The sequence below is a fragment of the Roseobacter sp. HKCC-CH-9208 genome, from assembly GCF_037805125.1.
Lineage (GTDB): Bacteria > Pseudomonadota > Alphaproteobacteria > Rhodobacterales > Rhodobacteraceae > M30B80.
In genome coordinates this window covers 2,351,345-2,375,462 of the sequence record NZ_JBBLYK010000001.1, presented here as the reverse complement: position 1 = coordinate 2,375,462, position 24,118 = coordinate 2,351,345, and the positions used below count along the sequence as shown (strand labels likewise).

Annotated in this window: 23 protein-coding genes and 2 pseudogenes; 13 read left to right on the top strand and 12 right to left on the bottom strand. The window is 57.1% G+C overall.

The window, feature by feature from the left end; genetic code table 11:
* Positions 1-25 precede the first annotated feature (25 nt).
* Positions 26-943: a LysR family transcriptional regulator gene (locus AAC621_RS12020; protein WP_340256096.1), complete on the top strand. Its 918-nt coding sequence runs from the start codon at positions 26-28 to the stop codon at positions 941-943.
* On the opposite strand, the gene uraH is transcribed toward AAC621_RS12020, so the two are convergent.
* Positions 940-1,293, bottom strand: a complete 354-nt coding sequence (uraH, locus tag AAC621_RS12015) for a hydroxyisourate hydrolase (RefSeq protein WP_340256093.1) — start codon at positions 1,291-1,293, stop codon at positions 940-942. The two genes, AAC621_RS12020 and uraH, sit on opposite strands and share 4 nt — an antisense overlap.
* 175 nt (positions 1,294-1,468) lie before the next feature.
* On the opposite strand from uraH, the gene puuE reads away from it, so the two are divergent.
* Positions 1,469-2,881: an allantoinase PuuE gene (gene puuE / locus AAC621_RS12010; RefSeq protein ID WP_340256090.1), complete on the top strand. Its 1,413-nt coding sequence runs from the start codon at positions 1,469-1,471 to the stop codon at positions 2,879-2,881.
* Positions 2,878-3,360 carry an ureidoglycolate lyase gene (locus AAC621_RS12005; protein WP_340256087.1) on the top strand — a complete coding sequence of 161 codons (483 nt, stop codon included), beginning with the start codon at positions 2,878-2,880 and terminating at the stop codon, positions 3,358-3,360. The genes puuE and AAC621_RS12005 overlap by 4 nt, the downstream gene beginning before the upstream one ends.
* Here the strand turns inward: AAC621_RS12005 and AAC621_RS12000 are convergent.
* A complete protein-coding gene (locus tag AAC621_RS12000; protein ID WP_340256084.1) occupies positions 3,355-4,170 on the bottom strand; it encodes a bifunctional allantoicase/(S)-ureidoglycine aminohydrolase in 816 nt (271 codons plus the stop codon). The two genes, AAC621_RS12005 and AAC621_RS12000, sit on opposite strands and share 6 nt — an antisense overlap.
* A 112-nt stretch (positions 4,171-4,282) precedes the next feature.
* Positions 4,283-4,645, bottom strand: a pseudogene (locus tag AAC621_RS11995) (GTP-binding protein); the annotation flags it as partial.
* Positions 4,646-4,825: 180 nt separating this feature from the next.
* Here AAC621_RS11995 and AAC621_RS11990 point away from each other — a divergent pair.
* Together AAC621_RS11990 and AAC621_RS11985 are read left to right on the top strand one after the other, a co-directional pair.
* Positions 4,826-5,515 carry a fumarylacetoacetate hydrolase family protein gene (locus AAC621_RS11990; protein ID WP_445322507.1) on the top strand — a complete coding sequence of 230 codons (690 nt, stop codon included), beginning with the start codon at positions 4,826-4,828 and terminating at the stop codon, positions 5,513-5,515.
* 25 nt (positions 5,516-5,540) lie between these two features.
* A complete protein-coding gene (locus AAC621_RS11985; RefSeq protein WP_340256081.1) occupies positions 5,541-6,017 on the top strand; it encodes a DUF2938 domain-containing protein in 477 nt (158 codons plus the stop codon).
* Here the strand turns inward: AAC621_RS11985 and pgi are convergent.
* From pgi to zwf, 3 genes are read right to left on the bottom strand one after another with little or no spacing between them, the layout of a single operon-like run.
* Entirely contained in the window at positions 6,014-7,624 is a 1,611-nt protein-coding gene (gene pgi / locus AAC621_RS11980; protein ID WP_445322525.1) for a glucose-6-phosphate isomerase, read from the bottom strand. The two genes, AAC621_RS11985 and pgi, sit on opposite strands and share 4 nt — an antisense overlap.
* Positions 7,625-8,296 carry a 6-phosphogluconolactonase gene (gene pgl, locus AAC621_RS11975; RefSeq protein WP_340256526.1) on the bottom strand — a complete coding sequence of 224 codons (672 nt, stop codon included), beginning with the start codon at positions 8,294-8,296 and terminating at the stop codon, positions 7,625-7,627.
* A gap of 4 nt (positions 8,297-8,300) precedes the next feature.
* Positions 8,301-9,752, bottom strand: coding sequence for a glucose-6-phosphate dehydrogenase (zwf, locus tag AAC621_RS11970; protein WP_340256075.1), 1,452 nt, complete (start codon positions 9,750-9,752; stop codon positions 8,301-8,303).
* Between the two features lie 412 nt (positions 9,753-10,164).
* Here zwf and AAC621_RS11965 point away from each other — a divergent pair, with 412 nt between their 5' ends.
* A complete protein-coding gene (locus AAC621_RS11965; protein ID WP_317654961.1) occupies positions 10,165-10,746 on the top strand; it encodes a YqaA family protein in 582 nt (193 codons plus the stop codon).
* Positions 10,743-11,240, top strand: a complete 498-nt coding sequence (locus tag AAC621_RS11960) for a disulfide bond formation protein B (RefSeq protein ID WP_340256072.1) — start codon at positions 10,743-10,745, stop codon at positions 11,238-11,240. The genes AAC621_RS11965 and AAC621_RS11960 overlap by 4 nt, the downstream gene beginning before the upstream one ends.
* A 20-nt stretch (positions 11,241-11,260) precedes the next feature.
* Here the strand turns inward: AAC621_RS11960 and AAC621_RS11955 are convergent, their stop codons facing one another.
* Entirely contained in the window at positions 11,261-11,551 is a 291-nt protein-coding gene (locus AAC621_RS11955; RefSeq protein WP_340256069.1) for an usg protein, read from the bottom strand.
* Between the two features lie 253 nt (positions 11,552-11,804).
* Between AAC621_RS11955 and gyrA the strand changes: the two genes are divergently transcribed.
* The 5 genes from gyrA (at position 11,805) to gluQRS (ending at position 17,731) form a co-directional block, all read left to right on the top strand.
* Positions 11,805-14,579, top strand: a complete 2,775-nt coding sequence (gene gyrA, locus AAC621_RS11950) for a DNA gyrase subunit A (protein ID WP_340256066.1) — start codon at positions 11,805-11,807, stop codon at positions 14,577-14,579.
* A gap of 143 nt (positions 14,580-14,722) precedes the next feature.
* Positions 14,723-15,205, top strand: a complete 483-nt coding sequence (locus AAC621_RS11945; RefSeq protein ID WP_340256062.1) for a hypothetical protein — start codon at positions 14,723-14,725, stop codon at positions 15,203-15,205.
* Between the two features lie 39 nt (positions 15,206-15,244).
* Positions 15,245-15,475 carry a hypothetical protein gene (locus tag AAC621_RS11940; RefSeq protein WP_340256059.1) on the top strand — a complete coding sequence of 77 codons (231 nt, stop codon included), beginning with the start codon at positions 15,245-15,247 and terminating at the stop codon, positions 15,473-15,475.
* Between the two features lie 56 nt (positions 15,476-15,531).
* On the top strand, positions 15,532-16,881 hold the full coding sequence (trmFO, locus tag AAC621_RS11935) for a methylenetetrahydrofolate--tRNA-(uracil(54)-C(5))-methyltransferase (FADH(2)-oxidizing) TrmFO (protein ID WP_340256056.1): 1,350 nt from the start codon (positions 15,532-15,534) through the stop codon (positions 16,879-16,881).
* The gene (gene gluQRS / locus AAC621_RS11930; RefSeq protein ID WP_340256053.1) at positions 16,865-17,731 is read left to right on the top strand and encodes a tRNA glutamyl-Q(34) synthetase GluQRS; all 867 of its coding nucleotides are present in this window, start codon (positions 16,865-16,867) and stop codon (positions 17,729-17,731) included. Before trmFO ends, gluQRS begins: the two co-directional genes overlap by 17 nt.
* Here the strand turns inward: gluQRS and hisI are convergent.
* Positions 17,728-18,129, bottom strand: coding sequence for a phosphoribosyl-AMP cyclohydrolase (hisI, locus tag AAC621_RS11925; RefSeq protein WP_340256050.1), 402 nt, complete (start codon positions 18,127-18,129; stop codon positions 17,728-17,730). The two genes, gluQRS and hisI, sit on opposite strands and share 4 nt — an antisense overlap.
* A gap of 57 nt (positions 18,130-18,186) precedes the next feature.
* Here hisI and AAC621_RS11920 point away from each other — a divergent pair, with 57 nt between their 5' ends.
* Positions 18,187-18,633 (top strand): iron-sulfur cluster assembly scaffold protein, encoded by a 447-nt coding sequence (locus AAC621_RS11920; RefSeq protein WP_340256523.1) that lies wholly within the window; start codon positions 18,187-18,189, stop codon positions 18,631-18,633.
* A 173-nt stretch (positions 18,634-18,806) separates the two neighbouring features.
* On the opposite strand, the gene AAC621_RS11915 is transcribed toward AAC621_RS11920, so the two are convergent.
* The 4 genes and pseudogenes from AAC621_RS11915 to ctrA all read right to left on the bottom strand — a co-directional run bounded on the left by AAC621_RS11915 (position 18,807) and on the right by ctrA (position 24,080).
* Positions 18,807-18,929 (bottom strand): hypothetical protein, encoded by a 123-nt coding sequence (locus AAC621_RS11915; protein WP_317654970.1) that lies wholly within the window; start codon positions 18,927-18,929, stop codon positions 18,807-18,809.
* A 90-nt stretch (positions 18,930-19,019) separates the two neighbouring features.
* The gene (gene recG / locus AAC621_RS11910) at positions 19,020-21,119 is read right to left on the bottom strand and encodes an ATP-dependent DNA helicase RecG (RefSeq protein ID WP_340256047.1); all 2,100 of its coding nucleotides are present in this window, start codon (positions 21,117-21,119) and stop codon (positions 19,020-19,022) included.
* A gap of 3 nt (positions 21,120-21,122) precedes the next feature.
* The gene (ligA, locus tag AAC621_RS11905; protein WP_340256044.1) at positions 21,123-23,312 is read right to left on the bottom strand and encodes an NAD-dependent DNA ligase LigA; all 2,190 of its coding nucleotides are present in this window, start codon (positions 23,310-23,312) and stop codon (positions 21,123-21,125) included.
* A gap of 63 nt (positions 23,313-23,375) precedes the next feature.
* Positions 23,376-24,080: pseudogene (gene ctrA / locus AAC621_RS11900) on the bottom strand (response regulator transcription factor CtrA).
* Between the last annotated feature and the right edge of the window lie 38 nt (positions 24,081-24,118).

Sequence of the window (24,118 nt, the reverse complement as noted above, 5' to 3'; positions counted from 1 at the left end):
AAGCAGTATCAAAAAAAGCAAAACAGTGTCCTATATTGATAATATCCGAACCTTTGTCCGTGTCTACGAGCTTGGGTCGATGTCGGCGGCAGGGCGCGATTTGCGCATCTCACCTGCCGTGACATCTTCGCGGATTTCACAACTTGAGGAACATTTGGGCGTGCGTCTGTTTCAGCGCACAACCCGCAACCTCACCCCCACCGAGCAGGGCCAAGCCTTTTATCGCGGGGCAACGCGGATTTTGGAGTCGGTCGAGGACGCCGAAGCGCAGATCGTCAACATCACAGAGAACCTCAAAGGCAGTCTCTATGTGGCCGCACCTTTGGGGGTGGGTCGGCGTTTGATCGCGCCCCATGTGCCAGATTTCATTGCGCAATACCCTGAAATTCACGTGCGTCTGCGCCTGTCAGATCGCAAGATTGATCTGACCACCGAAGGGCTTGATCTGGCGTTCTTCCTTGGGGAACCTGAAGATAGCAATCTGCGCATCCGCAAGATTGCGGATGTCGCGCGGGTGCTGTGTGCAGCGCCTGCCTATATCGCCGCGCGGGGCATGCCCAAATCAGGGGCTGATCTCGTGACCGAGCGGCATGAATGCCTCAACCTGCGATTTCCAGGGGCCAAGGAATTTCAATGGCGGTTGCAAACCAAAGCAGGGTTTGAGCGGTTCCGCGTGGCAGGGCGTTACGAATCCGATGATGGCGATGTCCTGACAGACTGGGCTTTGGCGGGGCATGGGGTTGTGATGAAACCCATCTTTGAGGTGGCCGAGCATCTGAGCTCAGGCGCGCTTGTGCCCGTGGCAACAGAAACCCCACCCTCCCCTATTCAAATGGCCTGTCTGTTCACCCATCGGCGCAGACAAGACCCCAAAACGCGGCTTTTCATGGAATTCATGATTGACCGCGTGGGGGATGTGATCCGCAGCAGCGCGCGCGATTAACTGCCGCGATAGGTGGAATAGCCAAAAGGCGACAGCAAAAGCGGCACGTGGTAATGGGTGTCTTCTGACATGCCAAAGCGGATCGGGATCATATCCAAGAAACGGGGGCTTTCTTTTGGCACGCCTTGCGCGTCAAGATAGGCGCCTGCGTGAAAGCAGAGCTCATAAACCCCGCGCGCAAATTCCGCGCTTGGCAAAATCTGCGCATCGGTGCGCCCGTCTGCGTTGGTTTCAACAGTTTTGATCAACTCCGCCCCAGCATCGCTGATGCGATAAAGATCAATTGTCATGCCTGCCGCAGGGCGGCCTGTTGCCGTATCCAAAACATGGGTGGTCAAATATCCCGCCATAGCGCGCGTCCTTTTGCCTGTAAATGAACCCTAGAAAATCTCAAAACTTGCGCCCATGATAGGCGAGATTATGCGCCTGATACAGTGCAGAGCGATCAAAAGAGTGCTTATAGATTTTTTTTAAAATCATTTGTGATTATCTGCATTATGCCATAGAAAAACAAACGAGGCTGATATGACACGCTACCCCCGAGATTTACGCGGCCACGGGCCAGACGCGCCCCATGCCGCTTGGCCAAATGGCGCGAAAATCGCTGTGCAGATTGTGCTGAATTACGAGGAAGGTGGCGAGAACAATATGCTGCACGGCGATGCCGCATCCGAGGCCTTTTTATCCGAGATCACAGGCGCGCAACCATGGGTTGGGATGCGTCATTGGAATATGGAGTCGATCTACGAATATGGCGCGCGTGCAGGGTTTTGGCGGCTTTATTCCATGATGTCCGACCTGCCCGTGACAGTTTATGGTGTGGCCACAGCCCTTGCCCGCAGCCCCGAACAGGTGGCGGCAATGAAACAGGCGAATTGGGAAATTGCCAGCCATGGCCTGAAATGGGTGGAACACAAAGATATGCCCCCCGGAGAGGAGCGCGCGCAAATCCGCGAGGCCATCCGCCTGCATACCGAGGTTACCGGAACACCGCCACGCGGGTGGTATACGGGGCGCTGTTCCATGAACACTGTGGATCTTGCCGCGCAAGAGGGGGATCTGGCCTATATCGCAGACAGCTATGCCGATGACCTGCCCTATTGGGTCAAGGCGGGCGGCAAGGATCAGTTGATCGTGCCCTATACGATGGATTGCAACGATATGCGCTTTGCCATCCAAGCAGGTTTCACCGAAGGCGCGCAATTCGAGCGCAGCTTGATCGACACCTTTGATCAGCTTTATGCCGAAGGGGTGGCAGGCGCGCCCAAGATGATGTCGATCGGCCTGCATTGCCGCCTTGCGGGGCGCCCTGCCCGTGCGCGGGCGCTGAAACGCGCGCTTGCGCATTTCAAGGCGCATGAGGGCGTTTGGTTCGCCACCCGCGCGGAGATTGCCGATCATTGGGCCGCGACCCACCCCGTGACCGCGCGCATGACCCCCTCACAAATGACACGGGAGGAATTTGTCACCGAATTTGGCGGGATGTTTGAGCATAGCCCGTGGATTGCTGAACGCGCCTTTGAGATGGAACTTGGTGCCGCACATGATTGCGCGGCGGGGGTTCATTCGGTTCTCGCCCGCGCCTTTCGCAGCGCCAGCGCGGCAGAACGGCTTGGGGTATTGCAAGCCCACCCTGATCTGGCGGGGAAACTGGCCGCGGCAAAGCGTCTGACGGCAGACTCCACCGCAGAGCAGGCCTCAGTCGGGCTTGATAGCCTGACAGATGCAGAACGCGCGGAATTCACCGCCTTGAATGACCGCTATACTGAAGCCTTCGGATTTCCCTTTATCATCGCTGTGCGCGACAACACCAAGGCCAGTATCTTGGAGGCATTCAAGCGCCGAGTGACGCAATCGCGCGATGTGGAATTCACCGAAGCCTGCCGTCAGGTCGAGCGTATCGCAGAATTGCGTCTGATAGATCGGTTCGCACAATGAAAATCATTATCGAACCCATGACCGCCGATGCCTTTGCCCCGTTTGGCGATCTGCTTGAGGCGAAGGGCACGCCAGATAAGATCATCAATCAAGGCCTATGTGGCCGTTTCCACGACCGCGCGCGGATGGATTTTTCGGATGGGCGTGCGGGGATCAGTATCTTTCACGCAGAAAAGCGCGATTTGCCCTTAAAGCTTGATCTGGTAGAGCGGCACCCTGACGGATCTCAGGCCTTTGTTCCGATGAGCCACCAGCCGTTTTTGGTGGTCGTGGCCGAAGATCAAAACGGGACACCGCAGAACATCCGCGCCTTCCTGACCGAGGCGGGGCAAGCGATCAATATTCATCGCGGCGTCTGGCACGGGGTGCTGACGCCGCTTTATGACCCTGGTCTTTTCGCAGTCATCGACCGCATCGGCGAAGGCCCCAATTTAGAAGAATATTGGCTGCCTTATGAGGTGATTATCGCCACCTCATAAGGGCATGTGGCGGTTCACATCTTTGTAGAGCAAATAGCGGAACTTGCCCGGCCCTCCTGCATAGCAGGCTTGCGGGCAAAAGGCGCGCAGCCACATATAATCGCCCGCCTCAACCTCGACCCAATCCGTGTTGAGGCGATAGACGGCCTTGCCCTCTAGCACATAGAGACCATGCTCCATCACATGGGTTTCCAGAAACGGGATCACCGCGCCAGGCTCAAATGTCACGATGGTCACATGCATATCATGGCGCAGGTCAGCCGGGTCAACAAAGCGCGTGGTGGCCCATTTCCCTTCTGTGCCCGCCATTGGCGTGGGCGCGATATCGCGCTCGTTCAAGATCAAAACATCAGGGTGATCAAGACCTTCAACCTCTTGATAGGCCTTCCTGATCCAATGAAACCGCAAAGGCGACTGCCCACGATTATATAATTCCCATGCGTGGGCAGGCGGCAGATAGGCGTAACCGCCCTCCTCCAACAGATGGGTTTGACCATCCACTGTCAGGCTTGCTTGGCCCTCCACCACAAACAGAACCGCCTCGGCCGCCTCATCGGTTTCAGGGCGCGCGCTGCCACCTTCGGGCGCGACTTCCATGATGTAATGCGAAAAGGTTTCAGCAAAGCCCGACAGGGGCCGCGCAATCACCCAAAGGCGGGTTTTCTCCCAAAAGGGCAGGAAACTGGTGGTAATATCGCGCATCGTGCCGCGTGGGATCACGGCATAGGCCTCGGTAAAGACCGCGCGATCTGTCAAAAGCTGTTCCTGCGGGGGATGGCCGCCTGTGGGGGCGAAATATTTGGGGCTCATAAAGGCAACTCACATTGAAAACTGAGGCTATGATAGGCGCTTGTTGCGGCACTGTCGCACCCAAAAAGCACGAAGGCAGTTTTCGGGTTTCTTTGATAATCACAGCACTCTATTAGGCAATTTTTGTAGACTGCACCTTAGGCAAGCCGCCCATCTCAAGGATCAGATCACCGATCTTCTCCACGCCCTGCTCATTGCGCAATTGCGCCATCACGAAGGGCCGCCCTGCGCGTGCGCGGGTGGCGTCAGCCTCCATCACCTCAAGCCGCGCCCCGACATAAGGCGCGAGATCAGTTTTGTTGATCACCAAGATATCCGAGCGTGTCAGTGCAGGCCCGCCTTTGCGCGGAATATCCTCGCCCGATGCCGTATCAATCACATAAATCGTCAAATCCGCCAATTCAGGGCTGAAGGTCGCCGATAGGTTATCGCCGCCGCTTTCGATCAACACGATTTCAAGGTCAGGGTGGCGCGCCATGACGAAGGCCTGTTAAAGATTAGGCAGTTCCAGAAATTTTGCCTAGAAAAAAAGCAAACCGCGAAGCTGATAGATGAAGAATTTGTAAAATTCCCTTAAATTTTTATCCAATTGCCAAGCGAACCCCAAGCCCCTAGCGTGGCAGTCGCGTGAGAGCCGAAAAAGAAAATAGCCCAAATGAACCAAGATAATTTTGTGATCCCTGCCCCCCCGCACCCAATGATTCCCGTGGAGGGGGGCGGCGTATTTCCTGTTCGCCGCGTGTATTGCATCGGGCGCAATTATGCCGCCCATGCGATTGAAATGGGTCATGATCCCGACCGCGAGCCGCCGTTCTTCTTTCAGAAAAATCCAGATAGTTTGGATGCGTCAGGCGAGATGCCCTACCCTGTTGGCACGTCTGACTTGCATCATGAGATCGAAATGATGGTGGCGCTGAACTCAGGCGGGCGCGATATCGCACTTGAAGACGCGCTGTCCCATGTGTGGGGCTATGGCGTGGCGCTTGATATGACACGGCGCGATTTGCAGGGCGAGGCCAAGAAATTAGGCCGCCCTTGGGAGATCGGTAAATCCTTTGAGCACTCCGCCCCGATAAGCCCGCTTTTGCCAGTGGCCCAAGTGGGCCATCCCAGCACAGGAGAGATCACGCTGCTTGTGAATGGGGCGCTGCGCCAAGAGGGGGATTTGGCGCAAATGATTTGGAAAACGCCCGAAATCATTCGCTATCTGTCGCAATATTTTGAATTGGCGGCAGGGGATGTGATCCTGACGGGCACGCCTGCGGGGGTTGGCCCCGTGGCGCGCGGCGATGTGATGGAAGGAAAGGTTGCAGGTCTGGGCACATTGCGCGTCCATGTGACCTGAACCTGCAAGCAGGGGAGAAGAGAAAATGAGCGTTATCACACTGGGCCTCATCATGGGCATCTGTGGCACTGTTGCGATGGATATCTGGGCGGTGATCCTGACACGGATTGCGGGCATCCCTGCACCCAATTGGGGCAATGTGGGCCGTTGGGTTGCCCATTTGGGGCGCGGGACAGTGTATCACGCTGATATCAATACCAGCACTCCCGTGGCCCGCGAACGCCTGATTGGTTGGATTTTCCACTATGCGGTCGGTGCGGTCTATGGCGCGCTGTTTTTGGGGATCATGGGCCAAGCGTGGTTAAGCGCGCCCAATTTCCTGCCGCTTTGGATTTTCGCGATCCTGACCATCGGGGCGGGATGGTTTTTGTTGCACCCGGGCCTCGGGCTTGGATGGGCGCTTGCCAAAACCGCCGCCCCATGGAAGGGGCGGGTTTTGGGCCTTATGGCCCACACGGTCTTTGGCCTTGGAATGTGGGTGGGCGCGGTGGCGCTTGGTTAACGATGCGCGTGGATATAGCGCAACAGGCTTGCGGTAGAGGGGTCTAACCCCACTGCCCCCGCTTCGCCCTCAACGGCGGGTTGCAGGGCCAGAGCCAGTTCTTTGCCCAATTCCACCCCCCATTGGTCATAGGAATTGATCCCCAAGATCACCCCTTCCACAAAAACCCTATGCTCATAAAGGGCGATGATCTGCCCCAAAGTGAACGGGGTCAGGCAGGGATAGATCAGCGTGGTTGACGGTCGATTGCCCGTGAAAACGCGGTGCCGCGCTTGGCGTTCCAATTCCGCACCAGAGAAGCCTTTTGCAGCCATCATGCCGCGCGCCACCTCAAGGCTACGGCCCTGCATCAAGGCCTGAGATTGCGCCAAGCAATTCGACAAGAGCAGGGTATGGTGATGCGCCAAATCAGGCTCATGCCCTGCGGCGGCCACCATAAATTCGCACGGAACGACACGCGTGCCCTGATGCATCAGCTGATAAAACGCGTGTTGCCCATTTGTGCCCGGCTCCCCCCAAACAATCGGGCCTGAATGATAGGGCAAATCCTGCCCATCCATAGACACGCCCTTGCCATTCGATTCCATTTCCAATTGCTGCAAATAGGCGGGCAGACGCGACAGGCGTTGGTCATAGGGCAACACCGCGCGGGTCGCATAACCGCAGACCTGATTGTGCCACAGCCCGACCAAGGCCAACAATACGGGCATATTCTCGGGAAGATCAGCCTCGCGGAAATGGGCATCCATGGCCGCCGCACCCGCGAGGAATTCCTCAAACTGTTTTGGCCCAATGGCCAGCATCACCCCCAGGCCAATTGGCCCCCAGAGGGAATAGCGCCCGCCGACCCAATCCTCGAACCCAAACACGCGGGACGGATCAATACCATAGGCCGCTGTTTTATCCGTGGCAGAGGACAGGGCCACGAATTGCGCGGCAGGCTCGCTCACCGCCTGCGCCATCCAATCGCGCGCCGTTTGCGCATTGGTCATGGTTTCAATCGTGGTAAAGGTTTTCGAGGCAACAATTAACAAAGTTGTTTTTGGATCAAGCCCTTGCAGCGTGTCGTTGATGTTTGCCCCATCCACGTTTGACACATAATGCACGCGCGGCCCATCGTGATAAGGTGCCAGCGCAAGCGTGGCCATCGCAGGGCCCAGATCAGACCCGCCAATCCCGATATTGATCACATCCGTGATCTTGCCGCCCTGCCCCTTATAGCGGCCTGCACGCAGATCATCGGCGAACTGTGCCATACGGGCGCGGGTTTCTCGCACGGCAGGCAGAACATCCACCCCATCCACCATGATCGGGCCAGAGGGCGCACGCAAAGCCGTATGCAGCACCGCGCGACCTTCGGTTTCATTGATCTTTTCGCCCGCGAACATCGCCGTGCGTTTTTCTTCGACATTGGACTTGCGCGCCAATTCCACCAAGAGTGACAGCACCTCATCGGTGATATATGTCTTAGAAAAATCGAACATCATATCGCCCGTCTTGGCCGAAAACCGCGCAGCGCGGGCAGGATCATTGTCAAAAAGCTGCGACATAGGGGTGCTGCGCAGGTGATCCCACGCGGTGGAAAGCTCTGTCCAGATGGTCATGATTTACTCAGCCCAATGAATGGTGGCGGTCCTTAAAACAGTGGCAATTGGTGCTTGATCTTCAGGCAAGTCTGCGGCCCGCTCAAGTGCTGCGCGCTTTTCTGGCCCTGTGATCAAGATATGGCAATGCAGCGCGGCTTTCAGCACGGGGGCGGTCAAGGTGATCCGCGGCTCGCCCGCATTTGCGGCCCGCATCGCCATCAGGGGCGGCGCATCTGCGCTGAGGGCTGCGTTGAGATTATCCCCATCGGGAAAGAGGCTTGCGGTATGCATATCTGCGCCCATCCCCAACAGCAAAACCGTGATCGGCAAATGCGGCAACAGCCCGTCTGTCAGATCGGGGATGCCCTCCTCTGGCGTATCGGCGCCGTTAAATAAGGGAATTAACTTTGCCACAGATGCCTTTGATTGTAATAGCGTTTCTTTCAAAAGCCTCGTGTTGGAGCGCGGGCTTTCCTCACCAAGCCAGCGTTCATCATTGAGAAACACTGCAATATCACGCCAAGCCAAATCCACTTCGGCCAAGGTTTTGAACACAGGGCCCGGTGTCGTGCCGCCTGGAACACAGAGCGAGGCATGCCCCGCCATGCGCAAGGCCTGCCCTAATTCCGAGGCGATACGATCCGCCAAGGACATCATCAATAGATCGCGGTCGGGATAGGTGATCAACTCCATGCGATCAGCCCACCTCACGCCAACGGCGCCCATCGCGATGCAACAACATCAGCGCATCTTCTGGCCCTGTGCTAAAGGCCTGATAGGGCACGGGGCGTTCATTGCGCGATTGCCACCCTTGGATGATTGGATCCGTCCAACGCCAAGCTGCCTCAACCTCATCGCCGCGCATGAACAGCGTTTGATTGCCACGGATCACATCCATGATCAGTCGCTCATAGGCATCGGGTGCATCGGCCGCATCCGCCCCAAGCGCCTCGGCAAAGGTCATATCAAGCGGCACATCGACCAAACGCATCCCCCCTGGGCCTGGCTCTTTGATCGTGACGCTGAGATCAATGCCCTCATCAGGTTGCAGGCGAATAGACAAAACATTGGGCTTCGTCCCTGCATCCTCATCAAAAATGGAATGGGGCGGCTCTTTGAAATGGATCACAATCTCGGACATCCGCGCGCGCATCCGTTTGCCTGTGCGCAAATAGAATGGCGTGCCATTCCAACGCCAATTGGCGATATGCACCTTCATGGCCACAAAACTTTCTGTGCGGCTTTTGGGGTCTTCGACATCGTCCAAATAAGACGCGGTCTTATCGCCTGCTTTATACTGGCCGCGCACAATATCCTCGGGGCGCACAGGATCGAGTGCGCGGATCACCTTAAGCTTTTCATCGCGCACCGCATCAGGGTCAAAATGATTGGGCGGCTCCATCGCGGTCAAACACAGAAGCTGCATCAAATGGTTTTGCACCATATCACGCATCGCGCCTGATTTATCGTAATAGGCCCCCCGCCCGCCAACACCGACCTCTTCGGCCACAGTGATTTGCACATGGTCGACATATTGGGCGTTCCACAGCGGCTCGAACAGAATATTCGCAAAGCGGATCGCCATCAGGTTTTGCACCGTTTCTTTACCCAAATAATGGTCGATGCGGTAAATCTGGCCTTCGTCAAAATGCTCGGCCAGTGTTGCGTTCAAGGCCTTGGCGGTGGCCAGATCATGACCAAATGGCTTTTCCACCACAATCCGCGCGTCAGAGCGCGCAACTTTATGGGTGTGCAGACGTTCGGCCAGATCGCCAAACAAGGCGGGCGCGACCGAGAAATAAAAGGCCTGCACGACACCATCACGCATTGTGCCCGCGAGATCGGCCCATCCATCCGTGCCGCGCGCATCAATGGCGACATAGCTCAAACGCTGTAAAAACGCGGCAAGGCTGGTTTCATCGCGTCTAGCTTCGGGGGTAAATTCGGCAATAGCCGCGCGGACAAAATCACGAAAGGCAGCATCATCTTGGGATGTGCGCGCCGCGCCGATGATCCGCGCCTCAGGCGGCATTTGCCCGTCATGAAAGCGCCGATAAAGTCCAGGCAGGATTTTGCGCCGCGCCAGATCCCCTGTCGCCCCCAAAATTACCAGATCAAAATCTTCAACTGGAATGACGCGCGAAACCATTTTCTCTCCTTTGCCCTGCATCTGACCCAGATTCTTTGGGAAATTCACAGGTTATTGCCGCCTTTGGCCGCGATTTACGTTAGCGCTAACGAAAGCTGAGGCGGGCTTAGCCAATCTCAAACCTAAAGTCTAGCAGAGCCTGACGATTTGGCAAAGCGGCGGGGCAGATTTTCGCGCGCTGTGGCGCGGCGTAAAATGAAAAAGGCTCAAGCGGCCTCCCCTCCGCTTGAGCCTCAACGCGACGTGAAACTCCCTTTCGGGGCTCGCGCGTATTCAACGTGCCTGCGACATTTTATCATTTGCAACGATCCGTCAAGAGTTTTGTCACAATCATGTCATCTGGCTTTGGCTTGACCTTTTCCGCCCTGTCGGGCATCGCCTCTGGCATTGGGGCGATATTAGGATAGTTGCGATGCTGCGCGGGCTCTATAATTGGACAATGGGTTTGGCGGGTCATCGCCACGCCCTCTGGGCCTTGGCGATTGTGTCCTTTGCGGAAAGTTCAATCTTTCCCATTCCCCCTGATATTTTGATGATCCCAATGATCCTTGCGCGGCCCAATCGGGCTTTTTTAATTGCCTCTGTCTGCTTAATCGCCTCGGTTCTGGGCGGTATCGCAGGCTATGCGATTGGGGCGCTGTTCTATGACCAAATTGGCGCGCCGATTTTGGCAGCCCTTGGCAAGGCCGATGCAATGGCCGAGTTTAACACGCGCTTCAATGATCTTGGCTTTTGGCCCGTGTTGATCGCAGGGCTAACCCCCTTCCCCTATAAGGTCATCACTATCATGTCAGGGTGGACAGGCCTGCCATTGGGGACATTCATTGTCACCTCGATCATCGCGCGGGGGATTCGATTCTTTGTCATCGCGGCATTGCTGCGCCAATTCGGTGCCCCTTTACGCGATTTCATCGAGCGCCGTCTGGGGCTGATGTTTACATTGTTCATCGTCATCTTGCTTGGCGGGTTTTATGCTGTGAGGTTCATGGGATGATGCGGGATCTGGATTTGCCAAAATTATCGGCCCTCGCGGGTCTTGGGTCTGCCGCGACATTGGCGGGCGCTTTTGGGTTTCAGTATCTTGGCGGGCTTGCGCCCTGCGCCATGTGCCTGTGGCAACGATGGCCCCATGCGGGCGCTGCACTGGGTGCGCTGTTCATCGTAATCATTGCCGCCATTGCCCCCAAATTGGCGCGCGGTTTGACCCTGATCGGGGCGGGCGCGATGCTGGTGAATGCAGGGATCGCGCTGTATCACACAGGGGTTGAGCGCGGGTGGTGGCAAGGCCCCACCTCCTGCACGGGGGGCGCAGAAGATATTCTGTCGCTTTCGGCGAATGAGCTGCTGTCAACAGACACCGCGCCTGCGATTGTTATGTGTGACGAGGTGGCATGGGCCTTTGCGGGCCTGTCGATGGCTTCATGGAATGGCCTGATTTGCTTGGCCCTATTCCTAATCTGGGCCAAGGCCGCAGCGGCCAAACTGTAGCCCCACGCCTGTCCCGCGGGCTAGGGATAGGAAATCTCCTCAACGACATTGCGCCATGACCCGTCAGAAATCAGCCGCCGATGTGCAAAACGCACAGAATGCAACGGCGCCTCAATCTCGCGCTTCCAGAAATCAATAAACCCGAAAATGCGCGGATAATCTGGTGCGAGATCGTAATCCTGCCAGATGAACACGTTGATAACATTACGAAAATCAGGCATCCGATAGTAAAATTCCGCCGTGGTCAGCCCATACCCCTCAAGCATCAGCCCCGTTGCGGTTTCATCACTGTTGCGAGACCCCCAAGTCATCTGCACCTTCCCTTGCTTGGTTCATGGTGCCTGATGATTGCAAATGCAAATTAAAAGTCAACAAAAACAATGTATTAGCAGCATCTTCCTGCGGCTGATAACAGGCGGCAGGCGTTAAGCGCCCAATTCACCTGACAGGAGCATTGCGCCCTATATCGCGGGGGTCTATAGTGTTGAATAACAAAATATAGCTGTGCCAAGAGGTGCAGCATGTCATCGCAGAACAAGATCGAAAAGACAGCAGGCCCGCACAGTGACAGATACGCCCGAAACCCCCGAGAATGACCCCGCCACGCCCCCCGCGCGGCACCCGCATTCTGGCCCTTCGATTGATATCGCCGATGAGATGAAAACATCCTTCATCGATTATGCGATGTCGGTGATCATCAGCCGCGCGATCCCCGATTTGCGCGATGGCCTCAAACCCGTGCATCGCCGCATTTTGTTTGCGATGCATGAAACGGGCAATACGCATGAAAAGGCCTATCGGAAATCTGCGCGCCCCGTGGGCGATGTGATGGGCCAATACCACCCGCATGGCGACAGCGCGATCTATGACGCGCTTGTGCGGATGGCGCAGCCCTTTTCGATGTCGTTGCCCCTGCTCGATGGTCAGGGGAATTTCGGCTCTATGGATGGCGATAACCCCGCCGCCATGCGCTATACCGAAGTGCGCATGGACAAACCCGCCGCCTATCTTTTGGCCGATATCGACAAGGACACGGTCAATTTCCAAGACAATTATGATGGCAAGCAAAAGGAACCCACCGTTCTGCCTGCGCGCTTTCCCAATATGTTGGTCAATGGTGCGGGCGGCATTGCGGTTGGCATGGCCACCAATATCCCACCCCATAATTTGGGCGAGGTGATTGATGCCTGTCAGGCCTTGATCCAAGATCCCGACCTCAGTTCAGAACAGTTGATCGAGTTTATCCCTGCCCCCGATTTCCCTACAGGCGGGATCATCTTGGGCCGCTCTGGCGCAAGGCGGGCCTATACCGAGGGACGCGGCAGCGTGGTCATTCGCGCGCGCACCCATGTTGAGGAAATTCGCAAAGATCGCTTTGCCATCATTATTGATGAGATCCCCTATCAGGTAAACAAGGCCTCGATGATCGAACGCATTGCAGAATTGGTCCGCGAGAAAAAGGTCGAAGGCATCTCAGGCGTGGCGGACGAATCTGATCGCAACGGCGTGCGCGTTGTGATCGAGTTGAAACGCGATGCCACCCCTGATGTGGTGCTGAACCAATTGTTCCGCTTTAGCCAGATGCAGACCTCCTTTGGCTGCAATATGTTGGCGCTGAATGGCGGGCGGCCCGAGCAGTTGGATTTGCGAGGCTTTTTGACCGCCTTTATCGCGTTCCGCGAGGAGGTCGTGGCACGCCGCACCGCGTTTGAGTTGAACAAAGCACGCGAACGCAGTCACATTCTGTGTGGTTTGGCGGTTGCCGTCTCCAATGTCGATGAGGTTGTGGCCACGATCCGCGCCTCCGCAGATGCGGCAACGGCGCGCGAAGCTTTGATGACACGGCGCTGGCCTGCGGCGGATATTGCCGCCTATATTCGTCTGATTGACGACCCGACCCATACGATAAACGAGGACGGCACCTATAACCTCTCCGAGGCGCAGGCGCGCGCGATTTTGGAACTACGCCTGCAACGCCTGACCCAGATTGGCGTCAAGGAAGTGACGGATGAGTTGGAGGAACTCGCAGGTAAGATCAAAGAATATCTTGCCATCCTCGCCAGCCGTGATCGGATCATGGCGATCATCTCGGAAGAATTGGCCGAGGTGAAAACGGCCTTTGCCGTGCCGCGCCGCACCGAGATTGTCGATTGGTCTGGCGACATGGATGACGAAGACCTGATCGAACGCGAAGACATGGTCGTGACCGTCACCGCAGGTGGCTATATCAAGCGCACGGCCTTGGCTGAATTCCGCGCACAAAAACGCGGCGGCAAAGGGCTATCGGGCGGCAGCCTCAAGGAAGACGATGTCGTAACATCGCTCTTTGTGGCCAATACCCACACCCAGCTTTTGTTCTTCACCACCGATGGGATGGTCTACAAGCTCAAGACATGGCGTTTGCCGCTTGGCAGCCGCACATCAAAAGGCAAGGCCATTGTGAATATCCTGCCCATTCCTGTGGGGGTTACGATTGCGGCGATCATGCCCGTTGACCGCCCCGAGGAAGATTGGGGCGATCTGCAAATCATCTTTGCCACATCCGCAGGCGATGTGCGCCGCAACCAATTGTCGGATTTCACCAATGTGAAATCAAACGGCAAGATTGCCATGAAATTGCCCGAAGATGGGTCAGTCAGCCTTGTGAATGCGCGCATCTGCACCGAGGAAGACGATGTGATGTTGGTCACCGAAGGGGGGCGCGCGATCCGCTTCTCTTGCACCGATGTCCGCGTCTTTAAGGGCCGCGACAGCACAGGCGTGCGCGGTATCCGTTTGGGTGATGGGGAATCTGTGGTTTCCATGGCCGTGATCCGCCATTTCACCGCTGACCCTGCTGAGCGCGCCGCCTATCTCAAACAGCGCCGCGCCTTGGCGGGTGCGCCCGAGGATGAGGTCGAAACGGACGAGGATGAGGGCGTGGTGGCCGAAGGCACCCTTAGCCCTGAACGCTTTGCCGAAATGCGCGCCTCAGAGGATTTGATCCTGACCATCACAGAAAGCGGGTCCGGAAAATTATCTTCAAGCCATGATTACCCTGTAAGGGGCCGTGGCGGCATGGGGGTTATGGCTATCGACAAGGCCATGCGCGGCGGGCCATTGGTTGCGGCCTTCCCGGTTGAGATGACCGACCAGATCATGCTCGCCTCATCAACGGGCCAATCTATTCGCGTGCCTGTTGAGGGCATCTCATTCCGCTCACGCTCGGCAGGTGGGGTGAAGGTGTTTAACACCAAGGCAGGCGAAACCGTTGTGTCAGTCGCGCGCATCGTTGAAGGTGATGACGAGGACACCGCCACGGCGGATGCGGATGCGGCCGAGGCGAGCGCAGACACCTAAATCTCAGGCCCGCTCAAACCCAAGGGTTACGGCCCTTAAGATTTTAGATAAATTGCGGCCATTAACCATCTGATATAATTCATATATATTTTTTCTTCACCATGCGCCATTTGCAAAAGAACCTTTGTTGAAAGCGCGTTCGGATGGCTGCACCAATCTCGCAATTTTGCCTTTGCCTCGGCCTGGCCTCTTTGGCTGCGGATATGGCGCGCGCCGATAATTTGGGCCTGCGTGCCGCAACGCTTGGCCTTAACAGCACGGGTGCTGACCAAAATGGGGCGCATCTCAATCTTGATTACACGATCACCGCGCATAACAGGTTTGAGCTGAATTTTGATCTGGCCGATACCGAAATCGGCACAATTGGCGGCGTTCGGGCAGGCCTATACCTCATCCCTGCCGCTGATCGGCGCTATGGTGTTTTTGCCTATTTGGCCGACCTCAACAATGAAAGCAGCCGCTGGGGTGGGCTTGGCATTCAAGGGCGCCGTCAAATTGCAGGGATTGGATTGGGGGCTTTTGGCGGGTTTGGCGTGCGCAACAGCGCCATGGCAACACGCCCCCTTGGGGATGCCGATGTGCTTTTTGCAGATGGTGAGATCCGTCCTGATCTAGGCCCCTCATAGCAGGGCTTTGCGCAAATCGGACTTGCCGAATTTGACTAATTGCGCCTGTCCACAACGCAGATCACTGGCGAAATTGGTGTGCAATGGCTGGATCACAGCGGTGCAGTTGCGGTGACGGCAAGCTATGGTTTTGAAGACTTCTCCAACCCCGCCTTACGCGACAGAGGCCAGTTCCGTCTTGGGGTCGAGATCGCCTTGGGAAAACGCTCTGTTTACACGCCCCTGCCCTTTGCAGACCCATTCCTGCCTGTGGTGGCTCGTGGGCTGTAACGCCCCCCCCCAAAAACCCGTTTCACCCTGCCCCGCTTTTGATCTAAGAAGCGCTCATGTCAGATAACGCACTTCATATCATTGGCGGCGGCATGGCGGGCTCTGAGGCCGCTTGGCAGGCCGCAGAGCTTGGTCAACAGGTCGTCATCCATGAGATGCGCCCAAAGATTGGAACATTTGCCCATCAAACTGGGCATTTGGCGGAAATGGTATGTTCCAATTCCTTCCGCTCGGATGATCACGAACAAAACGCGGTCGGCCTTTTGCATTGGGAAATGCGCGCGGCGGGTGGCCTCATTATGGAAATGGCCTATCACCACCGCCTCCCCGCAGGGGGCGCATTGGCGGTGGATCGCGATGCTTTCGCCGAGGCGGTCACAGCGCGTCTGCGCGCGCATCCCAATATTACGATTGAGGACGGGGAAATCAGCGCTCTGCCCGAAACAGGCCATTGGATCATCGCGACAGGCCCGTTGACATCAGGCGCGCTGGCACAGGCCATTGCCCAAGAGGCAGGTCAAGACAGCCTTGCCTTTTTCGATGCCATTGCCCCCATCGTTTATGCCGAAAGTATCGACATGTCGCGGGCGTGGATGCAGTCGCGCTACGACAAGGGCGAAACCGAAGAAGAGCAGCGCGCTTATCTCAACTGCCCCATGACGCGCGAGCATTATGAGGCCTTTATCGATGCCCTGCTGGCTGCCGAAAAAACCGAATTTCACGAAGGCGAAACGGCGGGCTATTTCGATGGATGCCTGCCGATTGAGGTTATGGCAGAACGGGGCCGCGAAACCCTGCGCCACGGGCCGATGAAACCTGTGGGCTTAACCAATCCGCATCAGCCCGATGTGAAACCTTGGGCCGTGGTGCAGCTGCGCCGCGACAATAAACTGGGCACGCTTTACAATATCGTGGGCTTTCAAACCAAAATGAAATACGGCGCACAGACCGAAGTGTTGCGTATGATCCCCGGTTTGGAGGAGGCACGATTTGCACGTCTTGGCGGCATTCATCGCAACACCTTCATCAATTCCCCCACGCTTCTCGATGCGCAAATGCGGTTGAAATCTATGCCGCATATCCGCTTTGCGGGCCAAATCACGGGGGTTGAGGGCTATGTTGAATCGGCCGCAATGGGGCTGCTTGCGGGGCGCTACGCGGTGGCAGAATTGCGCGGCCTCACCCCGCCCGATTTGCCCAATACCACTGCGATGGGGGCCTTGATCCATCACATCACAGGCGGGGCGGAGGCGAAAACCTTTCAGCCAATGAACGTGAATTTCGGTCTTTTTCCCCCGGTCGAAGGCTTAAAATCGGGGCGGCGCGGACGCAACGACCGCTATAAGGCCTATACGGATCGCGCCAAGACCGATTGGCGCGCATGGCTTGATGCCTTCCCTGCCTAAGGGCTGTGTCACCCGATTTGCCCCGTCCCCCACGGGGCCATTGCATTTGGGCCATGCCTATAGTGCATGTCTGGCCCATGACATGGCTCGAAAGGCGCAGGGGCAATTTCTGCTCAGGATTGAGGATATCGACCAATCCCGCGCCCGCCCGCAATGGGAGGCGCAAATTTATGATGATCTGACATGGTTGGGGCTGTCTTGGCCCCTGCCCGTGATGCGGCAATCCGAGCAGATGGCCCGATATCGCGCCGCTTTGGATCAATTGGCGCAACAGGGCCTGATTTATCGCTGCACCTGCCGCAGGCGGGATATAGAGGCGGCCAGTGCCGCCCCGCAGGAAGGGGCCCCCACATTCGGGCCAGATGGGCGCATCTATCCTGGCACCTGTCGCGACCAGACTGTAACCAGTGCCGCCGAGGCCAAAGGGGCCGCCTTACGCCTTGATCTGGCGCGCGCGTTTGAGCGCCTTGCGCAAATGCGTTTCACAGAAACAGGGCCACGCCTTCAGGGGCCTCATGAGATCACGCGCGATAGCGCGCTGGCCCATATCGGCGACCCTGTATTGGCGCGGCCAGACATGGGCAGCTCTTACCATCTCAGCGTGGTGGTTGATGACGCGGCACAAGGCGTAACCCATGTCATTCGCGGCGAAGATTTATTTGAGGCAACCGCAATCCATGTGATTTTGCAAAATCTGTTGGCCTACCCTGTGCCGCAATATCATCATCACGCTTTGATCCGTGATGAGCAGGGCAAACGTCTGGCCAAGCGCGATGATGCGCGCGCCATTGCCCTTTATCGGGATGCAGGAAAAACCCCTGCTGATATTCGTAGAATGGTCGGGCTTTAGCCCTCGGGTTGCATCAATTCGACCTCGCCCCCCTCGCGGATCGCTGTGTAAAAGCAGCTCCGGCGATTGGTGTGGCAGGCAGGCCCCGTTTGCCGAACCACGAGCAAAAGACAATCGCGGTCACAATCCACACGCAGATCAACCAAATCCTGCACATGGCCCGAGCTTTCACCCTTGACCCAAAAGGCCGCGCGCGAGCGGCTCCAATAGGTGACTTTGCCTGTTTCTAGGGTTTTTTCGAGGGAGGCGCGGTTCAGCCATGCCATCATCAGCACATCGCCCGTCTCGGCGCATTGCGCAATCGCAGGGATGAGACCCGCCTCATTATAGCGTAAACTATCTGGGTCAAATTCCACAGCACCCGTCATTTCCACATCTCGCCCTTTCCAAATGGTCATATTCACACTAGCTCTTGGGGGGAGATCATGGAAGGGGCCGAGACGCGCATGGCTGAGATGAGCGACACAAAATCCGATTTGGTGCAGCTATATTCGCAGCGAATTCTGGCATTGGCGGCGGATATTCCGCATCACGGGCGGCTTGAGGCGCCTCAGGCCAGTGTAAAGCGGCGCGCCCCGCTCTGCGGGTCAACCGTCACAGTGGATTTGGATGTCGCCGAGGGGCGGATCAGCCGCTTTGCCCAAGATGTAAAGGCCTGCGCGCTCGGTCAGGCCTCCGCGGCATTGATGGGTGCCCATATTCTGGGCCGCAGCCGCGCCGAAATTGCCGCCGCCCGAGACGCGCTTGCCGCCATGCTCAAAGGTGAGGGGAACGGGCCAGAGGCCCCATTTGAGGGTTATGAGGTGCTGACCCCCGCCCGCGATTATCGCAATCGTCACGCCTCTATCATGCTGTCACTCGAAGCGACCCTTGAGGCGATAGAGCGCGCCGAAGAGCCCTAAAAAAACCGCCCCTGCAGGGCAATGCAAAGGGGCGGTCATAGTGATGCGGTGTATCGTTTCAACCGTGCGATTGGGGGATCGCGCGGCCTATCGGCATTGGGGACAGATCCGAGGCAAGGATCATGATGCCAAGGGGGCGCATACCGCCGAAACCTGAACCGCAGGCAGAAAACTTAGAAAAATTGCGGCAGATGCAGCAGCCCCATCGCCAAAACAACAAGGGACATCGCCCCGCACAGATCGGCCAAAAGCGTGGTGGATGAACGCGTGATAATCGTTTTTACATCTGACAACATGGGTCATCTCCCGTTAATGTTGCCTGATTGTTCTCATACCCTGACGCGAGTTGTCAAGAACTTTTTAAGAACATTTGTGAACAAAGCGGGTCAGCCCGCCGAAATCAGGCGAATAGCCTTATCTTGCTCGAGCAACCATAAGAGGGTGCGTGCGGCCTGACCGCGCGGCCCCTCTAGCGATGGATCAAGCGCCAAAAGCGCGCGCGCATCGCTTTGCGCCATCGCCATCAAGCCGCCATGTTGTTCCAGATCGGCCACGCGAAACCGCGGCAGACCAGATTGCGCCGTGCCAATCACATCGCCTGCGCCGCGAATGGCCAAATCTTCTTCTGCGATGACAAAGCCATCATCCGTATCGCGCAGGACATGCAAACGGCGCTTGGCCGTTTCTGTCAGGCCATTGCGATAAAGCAGCACACAAGTCGATGCACGGCTGCCGCGCCCCACCCGCCCCCGCAATTGATGGAGCTGCGCCATGCCAAAAAGATCAGCCTGTTCAATCACCATAATGCTGGCATTTGGCACATCCACCCCCACCTCAACCACCGTGGTGGCCACCAGAACCTTGGTGCGGTTTTCATTGAATTCGGTCATGGTCGCATCTTTTTCAGGGCTGCTCATTTGCCCATGGACAAGGCCCACCACCCCCTCGCCCATTCGTGCGCGCAAGGATTTAAAGCGTTCTTCAGCGGCGGTGGCCTCGTAAACTTCGGATTCCTCAACCAATGGGCAAATCCAATAGGCTTGCTGGCCCTCTGCCACCGCCTTTTGCAGATGTGCCACCACCTCATCCATCCGCGCCTCGGACACCAAGGCCGTGGTGATCTTTTGACGATTGGCGGGTTTTTCATCCAAGATCGACAGATCCATATCGCCATATTGCGCAAGGCTCAGCGTGCGGGGAATGGGCGTGGCCGTCATCACCAACATATCCGCCAAAGCGCCCTTTTCCCCCAATCGCAGGCGTTCGCGCACGCCAAAGCGGTGCTGCTCGTCCACAATCGCCAAACGCAGATCGGCAAATTCAACATCCTCTTGAAACACGGCATGAGTGCCGACCAAGATCGCGATATTGCCGCGCGCAAGGGCGGCCAGTTTTGCGGCCCGCTCGCGCCCCTTATCCGCCCCAGTGAGAACCTCAAGCACGACACCGGCCGCTTCGGCCAAGGGGCGCAGATTGGCGGCGTGCTGTTGCGCAAGGATCGAGGTAGGTGCCATCATCACCCCCTGCCCACCCGCCTCGACCGCAGCCAAAAGCGCCATCAAGGCAACAAGGGTTTTGCCCGCCCCAACATCGCCCTGCAACAGGCGGCTCATCCGTTCAGGCGCGGCCATATCGGCCACGATTTCCGCAATCGCGCGGGTCTGTGCGCCCGTGGGGCTGTAGGGCAAGCTTTGCAGAACCTTGGCCCGCAGCGCACCATCACCATGGCTGATCCGCCCTTTGCGCCGCTTGGCCCGCGCCCGCGCAAGGGCAAGGGTCAATTGATGAGCAAACAATTCGTCATAGGCCAGACGCAGCCGCGGCTTGGCATTGGGGGCGGCCTCACTGGGCGATTGCACATGGTGCTGTGCCCGCATCGCAGTGGCCCAATCGGGCCACCCCTCGCGCGCCTTGAGGGCGGGATCAATCCATTCGGGCAGGTCAGGCACGGCTTGCAAGGCATCGGCAATCGCGCGCGCCATGATCTTTTGCGTCAACCCTTGCCCAAGCGGATAAATCGCCTCGAATTTAGGTAGGGTTTCCGCCTCTTCAACAGGCAGGATGTGATCGGGATGCACGATTTGCGCAATCCCATCGAAAAGCTCTACCTTGCCCGAGATCAGACGCCGCGCGCCTATGGGCAAGAGCTTTTCCAGATAGGGCGCGCGCGCGTGAAAAAATACCAGATCAAAGGCGGTTTGACTGTCGGTGACCGTGATCCGATAGGGCCCACGCCCGCGGGACGGGGGCGGGCGGTGACGGATCACCTCAACCTCTAACGTGGCAATGCGCGGTGGGGTGATTTCGGCAAGGCGCGTTACGGGGCGGCGATCCACCACCCCCACGGGCAAGGTATAAATCAGATCTTTCGGGGTTTCGATATGAAGATGCCCTAAGGCCTGCTCAGCTTTGGGGCCGATACCAGATAGGCCCTCAAGGCGCGAGAAGAGCCCGAACAAAACCTCTGGTCGGCCCTGCGCGGCCATGGGTTAAAGATCCCCAATGAGGGCCAACCACGCATCTTCGTCAATGGTTTCAATGCCCAATTCTGCGGCCTTTTTGGCCTTTGATCCTGCCCCAGGCCCTGCAACCAAAAGGTCGGTTTTGGCAGAAACCGAACCTGCGACCTTGGCCCCCAAACTTTCAGCACGCGATTTGGCCTCTGCGCGGGTCATCTTTTCGAGACTGCCCGTGAATACCACTGTCTTGCCCATCACGGGGCTGCCCGACACATCACGAATAGCGGGCGATTGGATCTCAAGATGGGCCACAAGCCGTCCGATTGACGCATATTCACGCGGCTGCGCCCATGCCTCGCAGAGCGCTGTGGCAACCGTATCCCCGATGCCATCAATCCCCGTGATTTCGGCCCATGCGGGACTGTTCTCAAGCAATTTTTTGCGCGATTTGGCGTCAGGCGCCTTTGCGGCAGGCTCAAGGCGGGCGGCATGAATGGCCGCATCCAAGGCGGCCCAACTGCGGAAATGTTCGGCCAAATCCTTGGCCGCCACTTCGCCCACATGGCGGATGCCCAAGGCAAAGATCAGACGGCCAAGGGGGATTTGACGTTTCTCTGCAATCGCCGCGAAAAGATTTTGCGCAGATTTATCCCCCCACCCCTCGCGGTTTTTCAGCTGCTGGATACCGCTGCCATAGCGTGCTTCAAGCGTGAAAATATCGGCAGGCTCGGTGATCCATCCGTCTTTGTTGAATTGTTCGACTTGCTTTGCCCCTAAACCCTCGATGTCAAAGGCCGCGCGCGAGACGAAATGCTTGAGGCGCTCGACCGCTTGGGCAGGGCAGATCAGCCCACCCGTGCAGCGGCGCACGGAATCGCCCTCCTCACGATGCGCCTCTGATCCGCATTCAGGGCATGTGGTGGGAAAGATATAGGGCTGCGCATCCGCGGGGCGTTGGGTGACATCCACATCTGCGATTTTGGGGATCACATCACCCGCGCGATAGACCTGAACCAAATCACCCACGCGAATATCGCGCCCAGCGCGGATCGCCTCGCCTGTGTTGTTGCGGCCTGCGATGTAGTCCTCATTATGCAGCGTTGCATTCGAGACAACCACACCGCCCACTGTCACGGGGGCAAGCCGCGCTACGGGCGACAACGCGCCTGTGCGCCCCACTTGGATGTCAATCGCCTCGATCCGCGTCCATGCCAGTTCAGCGGGGAATTTATGCGCAATGGCCCAACGCGGGGTGGTGGCGCGCAACCCCAAGCGGCGTTGCAAGGCCAGATCATCGAGTTTGTAGACCACCCCATCAATATCATAGCCCAGACCCGCGCGATCATGGGCAATTGCCTGATAATGGGCGATAATCGCCTCAAGGCTCTCGCAGCGAATGGTCAAGGGATTGGTCTGAAATCCAAAATCACGCAATTTCGCAATCAGTCCAAATTGCGTGTCTGCAAGCGGAGCGGAGACAACGCCAAGCGCATAGGCAAAAAACCGCAGCGGGCGGGCGCGGGTGATCTCAGCATCCAATTGGCGCAGCGATCCTGCGGCCGCATTGCGTGGATTGGCAAAGGTTTTGCCCCCTGCCTGCTCGGCGCGCGCGTTGAGCGCGGCGAAATCTGCGTGGCTCATGTAAACTTCACCGCGCACTTCGAGAATATCGGGACAATCGCGGTGGTGGATGGCCTGAGGAATATCGGCAATCGTGCGGGCGTTGGCGGTGACGTTTTCGCCCGTCTCCCCATCGCCGCGCGTGGCGGCATGCACCAAAACGCCGTTTTCATAGCGCAAAGACAGGGACAGCCCATCGATTTTTGGCTCAGCGGTAAAGACCAAGGGCGTGGTATCAGACAGGCCCAAATAGCGCTGAATGCCCGTGATAAATTCTGCGACATCGGCCTCGTCAAAGGCATTGGCCAAGGACATCATGCGTTCGGCATGGGTGATTTTACCAAAGCCCTCGGCAGGGCTGGCGCCGATTTGCGCGCTTGGACTATCGCCGCGGATCAGATCGGGAAACCGCGCCTCAAGATCCGCGTTTTCGAGTTTCAAGCGGTCATATTCCGCATCGCTGAGGGTGGGCGCGTCTTCTTGGAAATAATCCTTATTGGCGCGCGCCAAAATATCGGCCAATTCGGCCAAACGCTGTGCCGCCTGATCGCGCTCTAAGAGGGATACCCCTGCGCCCGTGTTTTGATCTTCTTCTGACATAGACCGCCTCGCCTGACTGCTGCCCTATAGATATGGGCAGCAGCGGCAGAGGTCTAGCGCAGATCAAGCCGTGCCAGCCAAAGCGGCCTTTGGATGCGAGTTACGCAGCACGTAACCACGCCCCCAAACCGTTTCAATATGGTTCTGACCGCCCGAAGCCTCGGACAGTTTTTTGCGCAATTTACAGATGAAAACGTCAATGATCTTCAATTCTGGCTCATCCATGCCGCCGTAAAGATGATTGAGGAACATCTCTTTGGTTAATGTCGTGCCTTTGCGCAGCGATAGCCGCTCAAGCATTTAGTATTCTTTGCCCGTCAAATGCACCGTGCGCCCCGCCACCTCGACCCTTTTGGCATCAAGGTTGACGCAAATCTCACCGGTTTTGATCACCGATTGTGCATGCCCCTGTGAGCGGCGGATAATGGCATGGATGCGCGCCACCAGTTCCTCACGATGGAAGGGTTTGGTGAGGTAATCATCAGCGCCAAACCCGAATCCTTTGAGTTTGGTATCGGTGTCATCTGCGCCTGTCAGGATCAGGATCGGCGTATCAACCCGCGCCATACGCAATTGGCGCAGCACCTCTAGGCCCGTCATATCAGGCAGGTTCAGATCCAAAAGGATCAGATCGTAATCATATAACTTGGCCAGATCGATGCCTTCCTCACCCAAATCGGTGCAGTAGACATTCAGATTGGCGTGCCGCAGCATCATTTCGATGCTTTTCGCGGTGGTTGGATCATCTTCAACCAAGAGAAGCCGCATCTTCTAACCTCCTAATACTCGCTTAAAGAGGACAATCG